The organism is Pseudoalteromonas sp. Angola-4, assembly GCF_028599265.1.
GTDB lineage: Bacteria > Pseudomonadota > Gammaproteobacteria > Enterobacterales > Alteromonadaceae > Pseudoalteromonas > Pseudoalteromonas atlantica.
This window is the reverse complement of record NZ_JAQREK010000005.1, coordinates 139,064-160,258: the sequence shown is the minus strand read 5'-3', so window position 1 is coordinate 160,258 and position 21,195 is coordinate 139,064. Positions and strand designations below refer to the sequence as shown.

The 21,195-nt window shown below is 40.4% G+C and carries 13 protein-coding genes; 9 read left to right on the top strand and 4 right to left on the bottom strand.

The window, feature by feature from the left end:
* The first annotated feature begins 134 nt into the window (after window positions 1-134).
* The 3 genes from PSH48_RS08805 to rluB all read left to right on the top strand — a co-directional run bounded on the left by PSH48_RS08805 (window position 135) and on the right by rluB (window position 2,264).
* A complete protein-coding gene (locus tag PSH48_RS08805) occupies window positions 135-656 on the top strand; it encodes an EF-hand domain-containing protein (RefSeq protein WP_004587784.1) in 522 nt (173 codons plus the stop codon).
* A gap of 151 nt (window positions 657-807) precedes the next feature.
* Window positions 808-1,398, top strand: coding sequence for an SMC-Scp complex subunit ScpB (gene scpB, locus PSH48_RS08800; RefSeq protein ID WP_273611368.1), 591 nt, complete (start codon window positions 808-810; stop codon window positions 1,396-1,398).
* Window positions 1,395-2,264: a 23S rRNA pseudouridine(2605) synthase RluB gene (rluB, locus tag PSH48_RS08795; RefSeq protein WP_004587786.1), complete on the top strand. Its 870-nt coding sequence runs from the start codon at window positions 1,395-1,397 to the stop codon at window positions 2,262-2,264. The genes scpB and rluB overlap by 4 nt, the downstream gene beginning before the upstream one ends.
* A 228-nt stretch (window positions 2,265-2,492) precedes the next feature.
* On the opposite strand, the gene PSH48_RS08790 is transcribed toward rluB, so the two are convergent.
* Window positions 2,493-3,239 carry a YciK family oxidoreductase gene (locus PSH48_RS08790; protein ID WP_004587787.1) on the bottom strand — a complete coding sequence of 249 codons (747 nt, stop codon included), beginning with the start codon at window positions 3,237-3,239 and terminating at the stop codon, window positions 2,493-2,495.
* 227 nt (window positions 3,240-3,466) lie between these two features.
* Here PSH48_RS08790 and PSH48_RS08785 point away from each other — a divergent pair, with 227 nt between their 5' ends.
* Window positions 3,467-5,896, top strand: coding sequence for a VolA/Pla-1 family phospholipase (locus PSH48_RS08785; RefSeq protein WP_024034033.1), 2,430 nt, complete (start codon window positions 3,467-3,469; stop codon window positions 5,894-5,896).
* 100 nt (window positions 5,897-5,996) lie between these two features.
* Window positions 5,997-7,013 (top strand): protease SohB, encoded by a 1,017-nt coding sequence (gene sohB / locus PSH48_RS08780; RefSeq protein WP_029772521.1) that lies wholly within the window; start codon window positions 5,997-5,999, stop codon window positions 7,011-7,013.
* Window positions 7,014-7,075: 62 nt separating this feature from the next.
* On the opposite strand, the gene PSH48_RS08775 is transcribed toward sohB, so the two are convergent.
* Window positions 7,076-8,407, bottom strand: a complete 1,332-nt coding sequence (locus PSH48_RS08775; protein WP_004587790.1) for a dicarboxylate/amino acid:cation symporter — start codon at window positions 8,405-8,407, stop codon at window positions 7,076-7,078.
* Window positions 8,408-8,595: 188 nt separating this feature from the next.
* Between PSH48_RS08775 and PSH48_RS08770 the strand changes: the two genes are divergently transcribed.
* Together PSH48_RS08770 and topA are read left to right on the top strand one after the other, a co-directional pair.
* On the top strand, window positions 8,596-11,901 hold the full coding sequence (locus PSH48_RS08770; protein WP_138611149.1) for an Ig-like domain-containing protein: 3,306 nt from the start codon (window positions 8,596-8,598) through the stop codon (window positions 11,899-11,901).
* 249 nt (window positions 11,902-12,150) lie between these two features.
* Complete coding sequence (topA, locus tag PSH48_RS08765) at window positions 12,151-14,847, top strand: type I DNA topoisomerase (RefSeq protein WP_273611367.1); 2,697 nt, start codon at window positions 12,151-12,153, stop codon at window positions 14,845-14,847.
* Between the two features lie 119 nt (window positions 14,848-14,966).
* Here the strand turns inward: topA and PSH48_RS08760 are convergent, their stop codons facing one another.
* Window positions 14,967-15,209, bottom strand: a complete 243-nt coding sequence (locus tag PSH48_RS08760; protein WP_004587793.1) for a hypothetical protein — start codon at window positions 15,207-15,209, stop codon at window positions 14,967-14,969.
* A gap of 235 nt (window positions 15,210-15,444) precedes the next feature.
* Here PSH48_RS08760 and PSH48_RS08755 point away from each other — a divergent pair, with 235 nt between their 5' ends.
* A complete protein-coding gene (locus tag PSH48_RS08755; protein WP_055253277.1) occupies window positions 15,445-15,996 on the top strand; it encodes a TIGR00645 family protein in 552 nt (183 codons plus the stop codon).
* Window positions 15,997-16,122: 126 nt separating this feature from the next.
* Here the strand turns inward: PSH48_RS08755 and PSH48_RS08750 are convergent, their stop codons facing one another.
* Window positions 16,123-17,748: an alpha-glucosidase family protein gene (locus PSH48_RS08750; RefSeq protein WP_273611366.1), complete on the bottom strand. Its 1,626-nt coding sequence runs from the start codon at window positions 17,746-17,748 to the stop codon at window positions 16,123-16,125.
* Window positions 17,749-18,401: 653 nt separating this feature from the next.
* On the opposite strand from PSH48_RS08750, the gene PSH48_RS08745 reads away from it, so the two are divergent.
* Complete coding sequence (locus tag PSH48_RS08745) at window positions 18,402-21,188, top strand: TonB-dependent receptor (protein WP_273611365.1); 2,787 nt, start codon at window positions 18,402-18,404, stop codon at window positions 21,186-21,188.
* The last annotated feature ends 7 nt before the right edge of the window (window positions 21,189-21,195 follow it).

Sequence of the window (21,195 nt, the reverse complement as noted above, 5' to 3'; positions counted from 1 at the left end):
AAAGCTAAGTAATTGATTAATGTATATAAAATAATCTAAACTCACGTAACTTATTGATTGTTGGCGGCTTGTGCACTTTGGCATTGGACTTGTATTAGTTAAAGTGACATTTACTAACTACAAGGATACGTCTTATGAAAAAGTTAACACTCGCAACAACTATTTTAGCTTCGTTAAGTTTAGCCGCATGTGCCTCAAACCAAGGCCTTGAAAAAATCGATAGCGATTTTGCAAGTTTAGATAACGACAGTGATGGTTATATTTCAAAAGTAGAAGCAGATGACGATAGCATCTGGGGCCACTTTTCAAATATTGATACCAATATGGATAACGAGATCAGTCGTAAAGAATTTAACACTTACATGCAGTTAAATACCGGTAAGGTAGCGACTGATAGCGAAGTAAGTGAGTCGGCATTTAAGGCTAAGATAGCTAAATTTGATAAAATCGAAAATGATTTTAGAAGTTTAGATAACGACAAAAATGGTTACATCTCAGTAGAAGAAGCTGACGATGATGATATTTCAAACCATTTTGGTTACATGGATGGCAACAATGATAAACGCATCAGTAAAGGTGAGTTTAAAGGCTACATTAGCAAATACGGCAAAGCCGTTGCTGAAGATGATGCACTAAAGCATTATAAAAATAGCTAATATTAGCTAAATACGCTACACATAAGAGCCAGCATTAATTGCTGGCTTTTTTGTGCATTTAATTTGTTTTAAAAGCAGATATATTTTCCCCCTTTTGCGATGTTCTGTCATAATAGATGGCTACGTATTTTAAAGGGCAAAGCAAAATATTATGGTGGGTCGTCGAATTAGTGATGAACAATTAATTGAGATCATTGAAGCGGCTATATTTGTCGCAGACAAACCTGTTAGCAAACGCCACTTAAAAGATACTGTATTGGCTGATTTAGCTATTTCTATGTCACGAATTAACACTGCGATAGACGCTATACATACCCACTATCAAACACGTGGCATTAAGCTAGTTGAAGTAGGCAGTGGCTATCGCTTTCAAGCGTGTAGTAGTTTAAGCCCTTGGCTTAGTAATTTATGGCAAGAACGGGCACCTAAGTACTCTCGCGCACTACTAGAAACATTGTCGTTAATTGCCTACAGGCAACCAATAACGCGTGGTGAAATAGAGCAAGTACGAGGCGTAACAACCGGAACAGCAATTATTAAAACCCTCCTTGAGCGAGAGTGGGTTAAAGTAGTAGGGCATAAAGAAGTACCTGGTAAACCAGCGCTTTATGCAACAACAAAATTATTTTTAGATTATTTTTCGTTAACCGGTTTAGATGAACTCCCTGCATTGCCAGCGCAACAGGAAAGTAAAATAAACCAGTTATTAAGTGATCCTTCTGTGAGAGAACCATCCGAATGAGTATTCAAGGTGAAAAGTTACAAAAAGTCCTAGCCCGTGCAGGGGTAGGCTCACGACGTGAAATGGAAAAATACATTGATGCAAACCGCGTAAGTGTTAATGGTAAAGTGGCTAAATTAGGTGACCGTGTTGAGGAAACAGACTTAATACGTGTTGATGGCCACAGCGTAAAAATTGAAGAAAAAGCCGACCGTATTTGTCGTGTAATTATGTACAACAAGCCAGAAGGGGAGTTAAGTACACGTAAAGACCCAGAAGGACGTCGTACTGTTTTTGACCGTTTACCACGCATAGACGGTGAGCGTTGGATTGCTGTTGGTCGACTAGATATTAACACAGCAGGTTTAATGTTATTTACCAACGATGGTGAGTTAGCGAACCGCTTAATGCACCCAAGTTATGAAGTTGAGCGTGAATATTCAGCCCGTGTATTTGGTGAAGTGACCAATGAAACCATTAAAAACTTAACGCGTGGCGTAGAGCTTGAAGATGGTCCTGCTAAATTTTTAACGGTTAAATCTTTGGGTGGTGAAGGCATTAACCGCTGGTACAATGTAACGCTAAACGAAGGACGTAACCGCGAAGTTCGCCGCTTATGGCAATCGCAGGATGTAGAAGTATCGCGCCTTATTCGTATTCGTTACGGAAAATTAGAGCTAGATAAGCGCCTTCCTCAAGGTGGCTGGGCTGAACTTGATTTAGAAACCGTTAACTATTTACGCAAAACCGTTAAATTAGGCCGCGAAACACAAACTAAACTGTCGGTTATGCCTGAAAAACGCAAAGACAAGCGTGCTAAAATTAACCAAATTCGTAAAGCGGTTAAAAAGCATAACCAACGTGTTAAGCAAACTAAGCGTAAGTAATACTAACCCGCAATAATACTTAATCATTTTGCGGGGCTAAACGTGTCGCTACCTAGGTAAAAAAATGCTCATTTAGCACAGCTAAATTGTGAATTTTTTGCCTAGCGATCAACACGTTTTTCTAGCCTTAAAATAGATAATTTAATTAAGCTAATTGGTATAATTACCAAAAATCACCGACAAAAAAGCCGCAATGTATGCGGCTTTTTTTATAATTAAAAATGTAGTTTATTTTTTTTGTTGCGCATCGAGAGATTCACCGTTTACATCACTCGAGTCATCACTCATTAAATATAAATACGTTGGCATTAAATCTTCTGGGGTAGCAAGCTTATCGCGATCCTCCCCTGGATACGCTGATGCACGCATAGAGGTACGCGTTGCGCCAGGGTTTATACAATTTACACGGATATTGGTTTTACCTACTTCGCAGGCCCATGTTTGCATCATGCCTTCAACTGCAAATTTAGATATTGCATAAGGCCCCCAAAATTCGCGCCCTTTACGGCCAACGCTTGATGAAGTGAAAACAATAGAGGCATTTTCTGATTTACGCAGCACAGGGAATAGCGCTTTGGTGATCATTGCTTGCGCAGTAACATTTACTTTCATGATATTTTCAAACGTAGAAGAGCAAAAGTGCTCAAGTGGCCCGAGCGAACCTAAAATACCGGCATTATTTAATAAGCCGTCTAATCGGCCAAATTGACTTTCGATAGTGGCTGCTAAATCGCGGTAGTTTTGTTTTGTCGCGCCTTTTAAGTCCATTGGCACAATAGCAGGCTGAGGGTAACCAGCATTGACAATCTCATCGTAAACGCATTCGAGCTTATTTGTAGTTTTACCAAGTAAAATAACTGTCGCGCCATGCTTTGCATAGGTAATTGCTGCTACGCGGCCAATACCATCGCCGGCACCTGTAATTAAAATTACTTTATTTTGAAGTGCATTTGGAGTTGCTTGATAAGTTTGCATATAAATACCAATTTATAAAATTTTTTTGATTTTAACATAGCAAATCGTCAAGTAATCGAATTTATTGAAAATTTAGGTGGCGGAATTATAAACTTTACGTTAAGTTTAACTGGTCTAATGTCTCATTAATAAACTGATTACATTGTTTTAACTTTACTACACTGATTAAACACACTTACTTTGAACGAACACACTATAAAAATAAAGATATGTGCGGAGCCAACAATATGAAAAAAATGCTACTCTCACTCTCGGTTACAGCTGCGTTAGCAGGTTGTGGCGGCGGAGAAACATTAGAAGATGTTAAAAACGATACTGCAACCATAATACCTAATGCCACGGTGACCTTTGACCCTGCGAATGGGGTTTTATCTGTCCCTAACGATTTATTAATGAGCGGCACTCAAGACGGCACAATTAATATTCCAGGTGAATTAGACGATGATAACGTCTCTGTGCCTCGCACTGCTTATGCAGATCCGCAATTAGCGCTAGGTGCGTTAGATGGCTGGTCATCGCAAGTGCCTTACAAAATTGATTTAACTTTCCCTACAGGTGTATCGCTTGATGAAACCTCTGCAGCGTCGCCTGGTACAGTAAGAATTTTTGAAGTGGTTATGGGCGCAAGCTTAACTGATGCCGAATGTGCTGTTGTTACAGCTGGTTCAGCGTGTAAATTGGTAGGTGAATTAACCTACGGCGTAGACTTCATTTCTCAAGCCTCTGGCGATGCAGTTGCTATTATCCCATTAAAACCTTTCACACCAGGAAGTTCTTACATAAATGTATTAACTACTGGATTAAAAGACTCTCAAGGGCGTTCTATTCAGCCTTCTTCTACTTACGCTTCTGTAAGTGAAGAAGCGCCATTGATTACTGATGCTCAGCTTGGTCTTCAAGCGGCAGTAAATAGCTATGAGAATGTGGTTGTAAGCTCAGGTGATATTACTAAAGATGATATTATATTTTCTGCTGCTATGACCATTCAATCAGCAGGTCCTGTGCTTGGCACAATTAAAAACTTACTGGCAGCTAGCTTACAAAATGATGCTTTGCCAACACCAATGGTAAGTGTACCTGAACAAGCAATGGTAAATGTGCAGCAAGTATTTGCAGCTGCGGGTGTTAGCGTATCGGATGCGTTCTCTGGTGTGCAATATTTAAAAGGTAGCGTTATGTTACCTATGTATTTAGGCACTCCAACAGGCACTGAAATAAGTGATTTAAATGATACATATTGGCAAGGTATGTGTGACAACGCGGTAGCTGTTTTAGGTTACAAAGCTGCAGCAGGCGAGGCTTTCCCTGCAGAGCCAATTAGCGATAATGATGGGCTTTGTGCTGCGCTAAGTGACGGACAGTTGCGTGATTTAGGTTTAGACACTACGCGTCATTTAACTAAGTATAACTCTATTCCTAAAGTGCAAAGCATGGCGAATGTGCCAGTGCAAATAACCAAACCTATTTTACCGGTTATTAATTTTATTCGTGATTCACAAGGTCTTGATCCAATTGAAATGCCAGAAACTGGTTGGCCAGTTGTTATTATGCAACACGGTATAACAACCGACAAAGAAAGCATGTTGGCACTCACTGCACAACTTTCAATTCAAGGTTTTGCCACAGCGGCGATTGACCATCCTCGCCATGGTGAGCGTGGTGTAGATGTTGATGCTGATGGAACAGATGACTTTAATGCAACGACGGGCTCAGTACTAAGTTACATGAACTTAAACTCATTATTAGTGGCTCGTGATAGCTTGCGTCAATCATCAGCAGATTTATTAGGCTTACGCTTAGGTTTAAACTTTATTAATGATGCGACGATTAACGCACAAGATGTAACCTATGTAGGGCATTCTTTAGGCTCTATTGTTGCACCTGCATTTATAGCTCAGGCTAATACTCCGCTTGCAGATACAGTTGACCCATTATTTAAGGTAAACACGGTAGCACTTGCCAGTGGCGGTGGCGGCATAGCAAGCTTTTTACTTGAATCGGCTGCGTTTGGGCCATTTATTCAAGGCTCTGTATTATCGCAAGCTGGTACAGCAGAATCGCAAGAGTTTAACGAGTTTTTACAAGCGGATGCTATTTCAAACTGTGGTACATTATTACCAGATATGGAAGCGTTTTTAACTTGTGGCTATCAGGCGTATGTAACCTCACTTACTACGGCAGGGGAAACTACAAAACTTGCCAACATCCAAGCGGTAATGACCGAGTTTGCTTTTGCAGCGCAAACAGCACTTGATAGCGGAGACCCAACAAATTACGCAGCAGCGGTAAATGCTTTAGGTACCCCTGTATACACTAATGTAGTTGTAGGCGATGGCGCAGATAACAAACCAGACCAGGTTATTCCGCCAGCGGCAGCAAATAATCCTATATCGGGCACAATTCCGTTAGCAACATTTATGGGGCTTGAAACAGTAAGCACTTCACAAGCACTAAGTGAAACCCCGGCGAGTTATTTGGTGAAATTTACAAAAGGGCACCATGGCTCAATTTTAACGCCAGCACAAGACGATGCCCAAGCGGCAACAGTTGAGGGCAGTGCAGCAGCAAACGCTGAAATGCAGCTCCAAGTAGCTACTTATTTAGCTGCACGCGGGCGTATGTTATTAGTCAGTAACCCAGAGGTTGTGACTGATTAATCAGCAAATACCTTATTAACCTTGAAAAGCCACTGTTTAGTGGCTTTTTTTTGTTATAAAGCATGATAAATTAGCTTAAATTTATAAATGGAGAGACCAGTTGGAATTTTTATACGAATACGGTTTGTTTTTTGCTAAAACGGTTACCTTTGTTATTGCTATTGCAATTATTTTAACCCTTATTGTGGGTTCAGCAGTAAAGCCTAAAGCTAAAAAAGGAGCCATAGAAATAGACGATTTGTCTGAGCAACTAGATGACTTAAAACACAGCTTTTTAGAAAATACTTTAACTAAAAAAGAGTTAAAAGCGCATCATAAAGCGCAAAAAGTCGAGTCTAAAAAAGCGGCAAATGATGAGCCGAAGCCACGCCTATATGTTATTGACTTTATAGGTAGTATGGACGCTCATGAAGTTGAAAGCCTACGCGAAGAAGTGACCGCAATTATTGCCATTGCTAATCCTGAGAAAGATAAAGTATTAGTTCGCTTAGAAAGTGGGGGCGGCGTGGTGCATGGCTATGGTTTAGCTGCATCGCAATTACAGCGTTTTAAAACTGCAGGTATTAAGCTTTCGGTTTCTATTGATAAAGTAGCAGCGAGTGGCGGTTACATGATGGCCTGTGTGGCCGATGAAATATTAGCGGCTCCTTTTGCTATAGTTGGCTCTATTGGTGTAATTGCACAAATACCTAACTTTAATAAAATTTTAAAGAAAAACGATGTAGAGTTTGAGCAAATTACAGCAGGCGAATTTAAACGTACGTTAACCTTGTTCGGCGAAAATACAGATAAAGCCCGCGAAAAGTTTCGTGATGAAATAGAGCAAACACATGGTTTGTTTAAAGAGTTTGTAAGCAGCCAACGGCCAACACTTAATATTGATAATGTGGCAACGGGCGAGCACTGGTTTGCAACACAAGCAATTGAAAAGGGCTTAGTTGATGTAATTAAAACCAGTGATGATGCGTTATTAGAGCAACAAGCTGAGCGTCAAATATATAAAGTAAAATACAAAATTAAGAAAGGGTTAAGTGATAAGTTAGCAATTGGGCTTAGTAGTTCTGTAAATAAAGCAGGCGTTAATTTAATGTCGCGTTTTAAAGCAATGAACCCATAAAACGTTATTAAAGGTAATAAAAAACCCTTGCTTAGCAAGGGTTTTTTTATGGGCTTAAATAATTACTCAGTAGATTTGTGGTAATCTTCTAAGTCTTTAGCTGCGTTCGGGTCGTTAAATATTGTTTCATCTAATTGACCTTCTGATTTAGCAACCACACAAGTTACCATACAGTCACCCGTTATATTAACGGCTGTGCGCGTCATATCGAGTAATCTGTCAACACCAATAATAATTGCAATCCCTTCTACTGGTAAACCTACTTGGTTAAGTACCATTGCAAGCATGATTAAACCCACACCAGGCACACCCGCAGTGCCTACCGAGGCAAGCGTTGCGGTTAGAATAACCATTAAGTAATCAGAAATCGTCAAATCAACAGCAAACACTTGTGCAATAAATACTGTTGCCACGCCCTGCATAATGGCTGTGCCATCCATGTTAATGGTAGCGCCTAGTGGAATAGTAAAAGAGGCAACCGAGTTATTAGCGCCTAGTTTTTTGGTCGCAGTTTCAAGTGTAATAGGCATAGTCGCGCTTGAGCTTGAAGTGCTAAAACCAAATAAACACGCATGTTTCATTTTAGCTAAAAAGGTAAGCGGGTTAAGGCCTGTTAATACTTTTAAAATAATACTGTAATTAATAAACGCGTGAATTAATAACGCCGCCACTACTACAAGGAAGTACTTAGCTAGGCTGAGTATTAATCCCATTTCGATAGTGGTAAAAAGTTTAGCCATTAAAAAGAACACACCGTAAGGCGCAATGTTCATTAGTAGCGTTACTAGTTTTAAAATAACCGTGTTTAAATCTTCAAATACTGCGGCTACACGTTTACCTGCTTTGCCACTTAGCGCCATTGAAACACCAAATAAAAGCGCAAACACAATAACTTGCAGCATGTTCCCTTTAGCCATTGCTTCGAATGGGTTAGTAGGGAACATATCGATAATCACTCGCGCTAAGGTAGGGGCTTCTTTAGCATTGAAGCTTGCATCTGATGGCAGTGCAATGCCTTGACCTGGGTTAAATAATAACGCCAGTGAAATAGCTACGGTAATTGCCACGGCAGTTGTAACTAAATATAAGCCAATCGATTTACCACCTAAACGGCCTAATTTTTTAGGATCGCTCAAGCTACACGTACCACATACAAGCGATACAAATACCAGCGGCACAACCAACATTTTTAAGCTGGCAATAAAAATTTGTCCGCCAACATGGAAAAGGCCATCTACAAAAAAAGCTTTAATTGGCAAAGAGAATAACCCAAGAGGAATTAGATAATCGTCTTCACCAGCTAATATAGCCTGAAATAAAAAGCCTACTGCAATACCCAGTGCCATGCCAATCATGATACGGGTAGTTAAACTCATTGAACGTATTTTAGACATATTCCCTAATCTATTTTTTCAAATTTGCCATAGACTACCAGCAAGGAAATATTTACTACAGAAAAAAATAGCCTTTGCGGAATTATTTACATAAAAAAGTGACAAAAAACTGTGATATTAGACTAAGTTATAGGTTAATATTAGGTAAACAACTATTAGTAAATAATAACAACGCTAGGGAGAGGTCCATGCCTTTAACGCGACTACTCAGCATTACACTATTTAGCATTTTGCTTTGCGCTTGTGGTGGTGGTGGAACAATCGAAAAAGACGGCACCATCGGAGATGATGACGATTCTACTACAGAAACATCCACTTTCACGGTAACTTTAAAAGGTTACTTACAATCTAGTGACACTGAGTCAAACACGGTCACAGCGGCTGCTCCTTTAGAGCTTAGAGCTACTTTAGAAGATGAAGATGGCGATGCAGTCTCAGGTGAGCGTATTACTTTTACCCTTGCTGACTCAATCGGTGAACTAAACCCTACAGCAGGTACAGCGTTAACCCAATCAGATGGTATAGCGATACTGGAACTTACCGCGGGTGAAAATGCAGGAGCTGGTGAAGTAACAGCAACCTATACAGTAGATGGCGAAAGTTACACCGATACGTTTGCATTTGAGTCGGATGGCGCACAATCAACAGATCCACAATTGAGTGTAACGCTTGTTGATTCATCTGGGGCTACGACTCGAAGTGTTGATTATTTAAACCCTGTTACCGCGCAGGTTGAACTATTAATTGATAATGAACCCGCTGCTTACCAATTAATTGAGTTTGTACTTACTGGTTTAGGTAGTATAAATCCTACAAACGGTACAGCTTTAACAAACGAACAAGGCATTGCAACAATTAGCTTGCTTGCAGGGACTGAAGCTGGGGCTGGCTCTATTGTGGCCACCTACACCGATAACGAAAATACTGTTTATAGCTCTGAAGGTTATACATTTACAACTGAAGGGGATGCGCCCATTCAAGGTGAATCATTAGACTTTTCTATCGGTTTAAGCCTTACCTCTTCAACGACGTTATCAGAAATTAGCACAATCAGCGCCGCAGATAGCGCAGTTGTTAAAGCAACTATTCTTGACGGAGATGGCGTTGAAGTTGAAGGGGCAGTTGTAAACTTCTCATCAACTTTAGGTAACTTAATCCCAAGTATTGGTACTGCACTAACGAATGAGAGTGGTGTTGCATCAATTAACTTAACTTCGGGTACTGTAGAAGGTGCAGGCGTTATAACAGCCCAGTACGAAGGTGTTGAGCAAACGCTGGGTTTTTATACAAAAGGTGATGCTGTAAACCCAGACCAAAGTACTGCAGATATTAGTTTTTCAATCCTAGAAAATTGTCCAGCAGACTTTAAATCTCAAAGAGATGCAAGCCAGTGTGATCTTGTAACTAGTATCTCAGGTGATTCAACGGCGATTCTTTATATCGAAGTGACTAACGAGAATTCGACAACTCCTCTTACGCAGACCCTAGTAACAGCGAGTACAACAATTGGCTCAATTACACCTTCAACTGGCACGGCTATTACCGATGCAAATGGTATCGCACTTTTAGATATAGTTCCTGGTCAAGATGTAGGCGCCGGTGAAATTACTGTGTCAGTGCTCGATAGCGATTTAACTAAGGCATTTCAAATTGCTGCTGTAGATGTTGAAATTGCTATTAGCAGCTCGGTTGCAGACGATGAGCTATTAGCTGCAGGTGCAACAGCACTTATCTCAATTGAAATCTCAAAAGACGGTGAGCTATATACCACACCACTTACTGTTGAATTTTCATCTGGTTGTGTTGGCTCTGGCCAAGCACTTATAGATGAAACAGTAACCAGTATTGGCGGCTTTGCACGCTCTACATACCGTCCGCTTACTTGTGTGGGTGGGGATATAATTACGGCTACCGTGATCACCGGTGGCGATACGGTTTCTGCTAGTACTACTATAAATGTATCACCTGCCAATATTGGCTTTTTACAATTTGTAGAAGTGACTGAGCCAGTAATTGCATTAAAAGGTACGGGTGGTGCTGACAGAACTGAAATCTCTGAAGTAACATTTAAACTTGTGGATTCAAATGGCAATGATTTAGCTTCAAGAACGGTTAACTTTGAGCTGTCAACGGCAGTCGGTGGTATAACGTTAGGCACAGCCAGTGCAATTACTAATGCCAGCGGTGAAGTGACTACCTCAGTTCAATCAGGTTCAATTGCTACGCCTGTGCGTGTTATCGCATCTAGCGAAGAAGACGTAGATGGCGACACGGTTATTGTAACCGCCCCTTCAGATATTCTTGTAATTAGTACAGGCATTGCGGATCAAAATAGCTTTTCGCTATCTCGTTCTATATTTAACCCTCATGCGTTAAATGTTGATGGTAATACCGTATCGGTTAATGCCCGCCTAGCTGATCACTTTAACAACCCTGTGCCAGATGGAACAGCTGTTAGCTTTATCACAGAAGGGGGCGTAATAGAGCCAAGTTGTACAACAACCAATGGTACGTGTAGCGTAACGTGGACCAGCAGTAACCCACGCCCGTTTACTGACTCTATGTATGAAAATACCATTACGCAAAAGTGTGATGGTGGCTTACCATGTCCATTAGGAATTTTAAATAATGACTTAACGGTAGATTTACCGTTAGGTGGACGTGCCACTGTACATGCTTATGCAATTGGTGAAGAAACGTTTTCTGATTTAAATGGCAACGGCTACTTTGACAGTGAAGACTTTTTTGATGATTTATTTGATATTCCAGAAGCCTTTATCGATAACAATGAAGATGGCACCTATGGCGGTAAAGACTGTAATGATGGAACCGACCCCTGTTCACGTGATAACTCAACCGGTGATGAGTTTGAAGAATTTGTCGATTTTGATGGCAATGGTACATGGACCACAGAAAACGGCCTATACAACGGCTTACTGTGTCGTGAAGAAGACGAAGCCGCAGGTATTTGTAGTCGTCAAATGGTTAATGTATTTCAAAACCAAGAAATCGTAATGTCGGGTGATACTGCATTCTTTAGGCTAGTTACATACGCGGATGATTGTTCTGCTATCGCGGGTGCAACCGCTTCAGAGGTACGTGTAAACAGCGACCCTGCAAGTCCACTTGTTCGCCGTGTGCAAAACGACCCCACTAGCGCAATAATGTGTCAGGTTGATGCAATAGATTTAACACAAACTGCATCAGGCACTGCTAGCCTAGGGCTTACGGTATTTATAGCAGATATATATAACAACCCAATGCCTGCTGAAACAACCATCTCTATTGACACAGACAACGGTATTTTAACAGGTAGTGATAATTACACTTACCCTAATACAACAAGTATTGTGCCTGTTGGTTTATCATTTGGTATTACGCGTGAAGACTTAGATGGAGGAAATGAGCAGTTTAGTGGTATTTTAACCGTTACTGCCGAAGCGCCTTCAGGGTTAGAAAGTACGCTTTCTGTTAGCGTAACCGACGATTTATAATCGGTAGAATGTAAAAAATGCCAACCTTAAGGTTGGCTTTTTTATTTGTGTTCTATATATTCCACAGCAATTATTTTAAAAACACCGGTTTGTATAATTTAACAACAAAAATTGTTTGTTTATTCAGTAAATACTGAAAAGTTTGTATTAAAAGCTTGTAACAATAGGTGTTTGTAGATATACCTATAAATATTCGCGCCGTTTATGTCGGCAAAACACATTTAAATATTTGGTTAGAAATAGGCAACTATGGGCAAATCGCTAGTAATTGTAGAGTCACCTGCTAAGGCTAAAACAATTAATAAATACTTAGGTAAAGACTTCATCGTAAAGTCCAGTATTGGACATGTGCGTGATTTACCTACTTCAGGTTCGAACAAAGCTAAAGTACCGGCGACTAAAACGCCAGCTGAAGTTCGTAAAATGGAGCCTGAAGAAAAGGCAGTGTATAAACAGCAACGAGATTACACTAACTTAGTTGCACGTATGGGTATTGATCCTGAAAAAGGGTGGGAGCCACATTACGAAATTTTGCCAGGTAAAGAGAAAGTAGTTCAAGAGTTAAAAAAGCTGGCCGAAAATGCAGACCAAGTTTATCTCGCAACGGATTTGGATAGAGAAGGGGAAGCAATTGCTTGGCACCTTCAAGAAATTATTGGTGGTGAGCCTGAAAAATATAAACGCGTTGTATTTAACGAAATTACAAAAAATGCGATTCAACAAGCGTTTGAAACACCTGGTGAACTAAATACCGACATGGTATATGCACAACAAACACGCCGCTTCTTAGACCGTGTAGTTGGCTTTATGGTATCGCCATTATTATGGGCTAAAGTAGCGCGCGGGCTTTCTGCTGGGCGTGTGCAATCGGTTGCGGTACGTTTATTAGTAGAGCGCGAACGTGAAATTAAAGCGTTTATTCCAGAAGAGTTTTGGGATATACACGCCGATGTTAAAAATACTGAGTCACAATTACGCTTAGAAGTCACCAAACAAGCAGACAAGCCATTTAAGCCGGTAAATGAGGCTCAGGCTACAGCCGCAGTTAAGAGCCTTGAGACAGCCGAATATAAAGTAATAAGTGTTGAAGAAAAACCCAGCAAAAGCCGCCCAAGTGCGCCTTTTATTACTTCAACCATGCAACAAGCCGCCAGTACACGTTTAGGCTATGGCGTTAAAAAAACAATGATGCTTGCACAACGCCTCTACGAAGGCGGTTACATTACTTATATGCGTACCGATTCAACTAATCTGTCAAAAGATGCAGTTGAAATGTGTCGTGATTATGTAACCCAAGAGTTTGGCGCAAAGTACTTACCTAAAGACCCAATTAGCTACAGCTCTAAAGGCAACGCGCAAGAAGCGCACGAAGCGATCCGTCCTTCAAGTGTCACTGTACTTTCTGGGCATGTTGAAGGTGTTGATGCCGATGCCAAAAAACTGTACGAATTAATTTGGCGTCAGTTTGTTGCCTGTCAAATGGTGCCTGCAGAGTACGATTTAACAACGCTTACTGTGGCCGCTGATGAGTTTCAATTAAAAGCAAAAGGGCGAGTACTTCGCTTTGATGGTTGGACAAAAGTGCAACCTGCGGTACGCAAAAAGAATGAAGAAGATCAATCTCTGCCAGCAGTAAAAGAAGGCGAAGTACTTAGTTTAATTGAGCTTGACCCTAAGCAGCACTTTACTAAACCGCCAGCGCGCTTTAGTGAAGCAAGTTTAGTAAAAGAGCTTGAAAAACGTGGTATTGGTCGTCCATCTACCTACGCATCAATTATTTCAACAATTCAAGACCGTGGTTATGTACGGGTAGAAAACCGTCGTTTTTTCGCTGAAAAAATGGGCGAAATTGTTACCGACCGTTTGGTTGAAAACTTCACTGATTTAATGAACTTTGACTTTACAGCAAAAATGGAAGGTCGTTTAGATGATATCGCCGAAGGCGAGCGTGTATGGACCCAAGTGCTTGATAAGTTTTATGCTGATTTTTCTACGCAATTAAACATAGCCAAAGATGAGCCAGAGCAAGGCGGAATGCGCCTTAATCAAATGGTCGAAACCGACATTGACTGCCCTACGTGTGGCAGAAAAATGGGTATTCGCACGGCATCAACGGGTGTTTTCTTAGGCTGTACAGGATATAACTTACCGCCTAAAGAGCGTTGTACAACCACTATGAACCTAGTATCAGGGGATGAAGCGGTTGCGGCAGATGTTGAGGACATTGAAACTGAAACATTAATGCAAATGAAGCGCTGTCCAATCTGTGAAACGGCTATGGACTCTTACCTAATAGACGAAACCCGTAAATTACATGTTTGTGGTAATAACCCTGCATGTGAAGGGTATATCGTTGAGCAAGGTACCTTTAAAATTAAAGGATACGATGGGCCTATTATCGAATGTGATAAATGTGGCTCAGACATGGAGCTTAAGTCGGGCCGCTTTGGTAAGTATTTTGGCTGTAACAACGAAGAGTGTAAAAATACGCGTAAGTTACTTAAAAACGGCGAAGCTGCGCCACCAAAAGAAGATCCTGTGCACATACCTGAACTTGAATGTGAAAAGTCAGAAGCTTATTTTGTTTTACGTGACGGGGCTGCAGGTATTTTCTTGGCGGCTAACACTTTCCCTAAATCACGCGAGACGCGCGCGCCTAAAGTGGCTGAGCTAAAGCGTTTTAGAGAGCGTATTTCACCTAAGTTTTATTACTTAGCTGATGCGCCAGAAAAAGATCCTGATGGTAATTTAGCCGTAGTACGTTATAGCCGTAAAAATAAAGCGCAATACGTGATGACTGAAGTTGACGGAAAAGCCACAGGCTGGACCGCTCACTACGAAGCGGGTAAATGGGTAGAAGAAGCGAAGAAAAAAGCAGCGCCTAAAAAGAAAGCGGCTGCAAAAAAATCGCCAGCTAAACCTAAAGCAAAAAAAGAAGCTGAATAAACCTTAAAATTTATTTAGCCTAAGATAAACAAAAACCGGAATGCACAGCTTGTGTCATTCCGGTTTTTTTATGATTATATGCGTCGCAATGGCTTTATTAGCCGCATATTTTTTATTGTTTAGATTTGTACAGTAGATACTTTTTTGTAACCTTCAGACTCTAATTCATCATTAACGCATTGAAGAACATAGCCAAATAGATCGTCGTTACTTACATCATCATCTTTAGCCCAATTTACACACATATCTGTGTATTCTTTAATTGTTTGTGCAGAAGCTACTGGTGCATCGTCTGCGATTGCAACCGTTGCAGATACAGCAAAAAGTGGTGCAACTATTAATGCTAGCAATGCTTTATTCATTTGTTGATTCCTAAATAAATGGTTTTACGATTTAAATACATTTTAAAGCTGTATTTAAATAGTGCCCAATGCAGAACAACTCTGTTGGTGTAGTGATTTTTAATCGAAATTAAAATAAAAGATAACGAAAAATTTTTATCGTCAAGATGAGTAAATTACGCTTAAATAATTATATAAGTAATTGTGTTGTAATAAATTATAAGCTAAGGTCGCTTTTTTATAAAAAGATAAGTTAATGTCAGAACACCAAGCAAAACCAACCAGTACGCCTCGTAAGATACACAAAGTAGAGCAGGGCTTAGAGTCGTTTATATTTAAAGGGCGCTGGTTATTAGCCCCGTTTTTTGTAGGCCTACTATTTGCTGTAATATTGCTATTAATAAAGTTTTTTAAGCAACTTTATTTAATGGGTATTGCCACTTTTAGTGCAACAAACCAAGAGTTATTAGTGGGTATACTTACCCTCGTTGATACCGCTTTACTGGCTGGTTTATTACTTATTATTATTTTTAGTGGTTATGAGAACTTTGTTTCAAAGCTTAATATTGAGGGCCACGAAGATAGGCCGTCATGGATGGGAAAAGTAGGTTTCTCTGGCTTAAAAATGAAGCTTATTAGCGCAATTGTTGCCATATCTGCAGTTGAGCTTTTAAAGGTATTTATTAATTCTAATATTCATTCAAGTGAGGAGCTATTTTGGAAAGTGATTATCCATGTCACCTTTGTAAGCTCTGGCGTGTTATTTGCGCTCACTGATTATTTAAATAGTAAAACACAATCACATTAGAAAGGTTAAGTTAGTGGTTTGGAGGTCGGTATTTCGTCTTAATACCGGCTATAGCAGCCCCACTATTTGAGCGCACAAAAAAGCCCGATAAAATCGGGCTTTTGAGCATCATACGTCAGGGCATTCTTATTTTACAAAAGCAAAGTAACAGTCAAAACCATTCATGTTTAGCTTATTACCATCTAAAGTAGCATTACAATGAGATAGTGAGTCATGCGCCTCAGTCACTGTTTTAGTCAACTCAAATGTTTGATTGCTATCAGCTAAGTTAAACACACATAACATAGTTTGCTCGTTTAGCGTTCTGTAAAAAGCGAGGATAGGCTCAGCAGTATCAATAAACTTAATATCGCCTGCTAATAACACAGTATGCTGTTTACGCCATGCCATAAACTCACGGTAGGCATTAAGTATAGAATTTGTATCTTTATCTTGTACAGACACAGCCTGCTGCGTATGCGCGCTATCAACCGGTAACCAGGGTTTAGCAACACTAAATCCTGCGTTTTGTGTGTTGTTACCTTCCCATGGCATTGGCGTTCTACAGCCGTCGCGACCTTTAAAGTTTGGCCAAAAGGTAATGCCATATGGGTCTTGTAGGTCTTCAAATGCTACAGAGGCTTCACCTAGCCCCAGCTCTTCACCTTGGTACATACATACGCTACCACGCAAAGAAGCTAATAAAGCTGTAAGCATTTTGCATTGTGCTGGGTTTATTTCACCATTTTGGCTCCAGCGGCTCGCAACACGCTCTACATCATGGTTGCTAAACGCCCAGCACGGCCAACCTTCAGTCATGCGTTGCTCTAGAGTCTGTACGGTTTCTCTTATGTATTCACTTGAATAATCATCCGTGAGTAGTTCAAAACTGTAGCCCATATGCAGCTTATCACCGCCTTGGGTATATTCTGCCATTGTTGCCAATGAATCTTCCGATGAAATTTCGCCAAGTGATACAGTACCCGGGTATTTATTAAGTAATGCACGTATGTCTTGCATAAACTCAATGTTTTCTGGCTGGGTATTATTATAATAATGGTACTGAAAAGCATATGGGTTATCTTCACTAAAGCCACGGCCTTGGCGTTTATCTTTAGGCTTTGCTGGGTTGTCACGTAATTGTGCATCGTGGTAGCAAAAGTTAATAGCGTCTAATCTAAAACCATCTACACCTTTTTTAAGCCAAAACTCTACATTTTCTAAAACAGCTTTTCTTACATCTGGATTATGAAAGTTTAAATCAGGCTGTTCGGTTAAAAAGTTATGTAAATAGTATTGACCGCGACGAGGCTCCCATTGCCAAGCACCGCCACCAAAAATAGATAACCAGTTATTAGGCGCTGTGCCATCTTCTTTAGCATCTGCCCATACGTACCAGTCAGCTTTATCATTGTTTTGGTTTTCGCGGCTATCTAAAAACCATTGATGTTGGTCTGATGTATGGCTTAACACTTGGTCAATAATAATTTTAATGTCGCGTTTATGTGCTTGATCTATTAACTCATCAAAGTCGTTTAGGTCACCAAATATCGGGTCTATATCGCGATAGTCACTTATGTCGTAGCCAAAATCTTTCATTGGAGATTTGAAAAAAGGAGAAATCCAAATAGCGTCAACGCCTAAGCTTTTAATGTAATCAATGCGATTAATTATCCCTTTAAGATCACCAATACCATCGTTATTGCTGTCTTGAAAGCTTCGCGGGTAAACCTGATAAATAACCGCACCTTTATACCACTGCTGTTGGGCCATACTTTTCTCCGTCGTTCCACACAGTATTTATATTGTTATTAGTTTGATTGAAACAATCACTAAATTTTCAAAAAGCATACGTGAAGGGTGCTGCTCTGTAAAAAGTCTGCATACGTATGCAGCTAATTTACTTACATAAAAGCGGTTTTAGCTAAGCAGAAAGTTACCCATAAAAACCGCTGCAGCACTTTTACCAATCATGTTTATTTAAGTGTAACTAAAACAGCTGACTATTTTGGTGCTTATTTTTAAAGGGCTGCACAGCTTTGGTGATTCCACTCTTTGGTCAGACCAATTTGACCTGGTAATCTTTACAAAAGATATGCGCGTAAATTTATAAAAAACCTTTAATTAACGCTATTTACAAATAATGACACAGGGATTTCAGTTAAATAATTGATGTATTTTTATAATGATAATAAATCACTAGGTTGCACCAATATAAAACTATTTAAAACAGTGGGTTAAAGTTTTATTTGTGAACTCATTGTTAACTTTTAGCGTTTTGCATAGTACTGAATACGTATGCATAAAGTTGTTAATAAAATAATTCGAGCGTTAATATTGATGCTGACAACAAAATTAGCTCGCCTGTTTGACTATCACTCAAATAAAGAAGCGAGTATCACAATATGGGTAACGGGAAAAACATCATGTCTATGTTCAAACCAAGTATATTAACGTTGGCAATGGCTACTGCAGGATTAGCAAGCTTTGCCTCTGTAGCAGCACAAGAAGATACAGTTAAAAATGATGACGTTGAGGTTATCGAAGTAAAAGGCTTTCGTGGCAGTGTTGTAGAATCAATCAACACAAAGCGTTTTTCTACTCAAGTCGTTGAGTCAATTTCAGCTGAAGATATAGGTAAACTTCCTGATTCATCTATTGCTGAGTCTATTGCACGCTTACCAGGTTTAACGGCGCAGCGCCTAGATGGTCGCGCAAGTAGAGTATCAATTCGTGGTTTTGGTGAAAACGAAAGTGGCACTACATTTAATGGCCGCGAGCAAGTATCTATTGGCGATAACCGCGGCGTAGAGTTTGACCTTTACCCATCAGAAATTATGAGCGGCGTTACCGTTTATAAAACACCTAATGCAAGTATTGAAGCAGAAGGTATTGCCGGTGTTATTAACATGCAAACCGTACGTCCTTTAAGTAAAGGCGAGCGTGTATTTCAAGTTAATGGCCAGTACGAGCAAACTAGCTTTGATAAACTAAACCCAGACGGTAACGACGATGGTTACCGCGGTACTATTTCATACATTGATCAATTTGCAGATGACACCATAGGTGTTGCGTTTGCACTAAATACCATGAGCTCTCCAAATCAAGAAAAACGTTGGAACTCTTGGGGTTACCCTGAATTTACTGCTGATGATGGTCAAACGTACTCTATATTAGGGGGTGCAAAACCATTTGTACGTTCATCAACCCTTGAACGTGACTCAGCGATGCTCGTACTAGAGGCCGCGCCTACAGACAAATTAAACATGACGTTTGATGCGTTATATGTTGATTTTACAGATGAAAAAATCTTACGTGGTATCGAAATCCCATTCGCATGGGGTCAAGGTTCGATTGACCCTGCAAGCGTAGCTGTAGATGACGCAAGTGGCTTTATTACCAGTGCGGTAACAAATGGCCAACGTGTGGTTGTTCGTAACGACTACGAAGAGCGTGAAGCAGAACTAACCGCGTTTGGCTTTAACACTAAATACGATATTGATGACTCGTGGTCAGTAGAGTTTGACGCAAGTTACTCTCAAGTAGACCGTAAAATTTGGAGCCTTGAGAGTTACTCTGGAACAGGCCGAGGCGATGCTCGCGGTGTTGCAGATAACCTAGGTTACACATTTAACGGTGGTAATACAGGTGCTACGTTTACTCACGATTTAGATTACAGCGATTACAGCTTAATGCAATTAGGTGGTCCTTTATCATGGGGTGCAAGCTCTGCTTTAAATGATAAATATGGCTTAACGGGCACCGAGTATGAAAACCAAGCGCAAGATGGTTTCATTAATGCACCTACAATTGAAGATGAGTTATCTACGTTAAAACTAGCGGCATCTAAAGTATTAGAAAACGAATACTTCAGCTCAATTGAATTTGGTATGTCTTATAAAGAGCGCGAAAAAACCAAAGATTCGCAGGGCTTCTTTATGACGTTATCTGGGTTTTCACTTGATAACCCGGGTTTAGTTACCGTGCCAGAGCAGTATCGAATGGGCAGCGTTAATTTAGACTTTATTGGCATGGGCGATATGATTGCCTACGATGTAAATGGTCTTGTTAATGACGGCTACTACGACTTACTAGATGAAAGCTTAACAAATACGAGCCACTTAACTAAATCGTGGACCGTAAAAGAAGAAATTACCTCTGCATTTGCACAAGCTAATATTAATGCCGAAGTAAGCGGCTTAGCGTTAACGGGTAATATCGGTGTACGTTACGTTCACACTGATCAGTCATCGCAAGGTAATGCATTTAGTACTGTAGATGGCATTGTTGTGGCATCACCTACCAATATTAGCCACGATTATTCACACGTTTTACCAAGTTTGAACTTATCACTTGCGATTGATGAGCAGCAAACAGTACGTTTTGGTGCAGCTAAAACAATCTCACGCGCCCGTTTGGACGAGATGAACTCATCTATTGATGCATCATACAACACAACGCCTGATGAAAACGGTAACTTTTGGTCTGTATCGGGTGGTAACCCTAACCTAGAGCCTAAAGAAGCAACTGGTTACGATTTAACGTACGAAAACTACTTTAGCGATGAAGGTTACTTCTCTGCTGCGTTTTTCTATAAAGACTTAACCCAGTGGATTTTTGACGGCACATACGAAATTGATATGTCGGGCGTTGCTGACCCATCAACAGGTGAAATACCAGCTACTTCTGAAGGTACTGGCAGTGGTAAAGTAAATGGCGGTGGCGGCGACCTATACGGTTACGAGCTATCTCTCGCATTGCCATTTAAAATTTTCCACCCATCACTTGAAGGTTTTGGTTTAATTGCAAGCCATACCGGTATTGAATCAGACATTGAAGATCAAAACGGTAATGAGTACGAGCTACCGGGTCTGTCTGACAAAATTCAGAGCTTAACGGTTTACTACGAAATGAATGGTATTCAACTGCGTACCAGCATGCGTAAACGTAGTGCCTTTAAAGGTGATGTATACGGGCTAGGTTTTGATACCGAGCAAGTGGATATCCTAGGCGAAACAATTTGGGACATTCAAGCTGGCTACGACTTTAGTGAGGCCGGTGTTGAAAGCCTTGAAGGGTTATCAATTCAGTTCCAAGTTCAAAACTTAACAGAAGAGCCGTTTACATCGCTTTCTGGCGATAACGCGCTACAAGTTCGTGACTACCAAGATTACGGACGTACTTACTTGTTAGGCTTTAGCTACAAGCTATAATAAAGGT

Excerpts from the sequence above, each read along its gene's own strand:
- PSH48_RS08770 (WP_138611149.1), top strand. The coding sequence starts at position 8,596 with ATGCCTTTAACGCGACTACTCAGCATTACACTATTTAGCATTTTGCTT.
- PSH48_RS08785 (WP_024034033.1), top strand. The coding sequence starts at position 3,467 with ATGAAAAAAATGCTACTCTCACTCTCGGTTACAGCTGCGTTAGCAGGT.
- PSH48_RS08790 (WP_004587787.1), bottom strand. The coding sequence starts at position 3,239 with ATGCAAACTTATCAAGCAACTCCAAATGCACTTCAAAATAAAGTAATT.
- PSH48_RS08805 (WP_004587784.1), top strand. The coding sequence starts at position 135 with ATGAAAAAGTTAACACTCGCAACAACTATTTTAGCTTCGTTAAGTTTA.
- PSH48_RS08775 (WP_004587790.1), bottom strand. The coding sequence starts at position 8,407 with ATGTCTAAAATACGTTCAATGAGTTTAACTACCCGTATCATGATTGGC.
- PSH48_RS08760 (WP_004587793.1), bottom strand. The coding sequence starts at position 15,209 with ATGAATAAAGCATTGCTAGCATTAATAGTTGCACCACTTTTTGCTGTA.
- PSH48_RS08750 (WP_273611366.1), bottom strand. The coding sequence starts at position 17,748 with ATGGCCCAACAGCAGTGGTATAAAGGTGCGGTTATTTATCAGGTTTAC.
- PSH48_RS08745 (WP_273611365.1), top strand. The coding sequence starts at position 18,402 with ATGTCTATGTTCAAACCAAGTATATTAACGTTGGCAATGGCTACTGCA.
- scpB (WP_273611368.1), top strand. The coding sequence starts at position 808 with ATGGTGGGTCGTCGAATTAGTGATGAACAATTAATTGAGATCATTGAA.
- PSH48_RS08755 (WP_055253277.1), top strand. The coding sequence starts at position 15,445 with ATGTCAGAACACCAAGCAAAACCAACCAGTACGCCTCGTAAGATACAC.
- rluB (WP_004587786.1), top strand. The coding sequence starts at position 1,395 with ATGAGTATTCAAGGTGAAAAGTTACAAAAAGTCCTAGCCCGTGCAGGG.
- topA (WP_273611367.1), top strand. The coding sequence starts at position 12,151 with ATGGGCAAATCGCTAGTAATTGTAGAGTCACCTGCTAAGGCTAAAACA.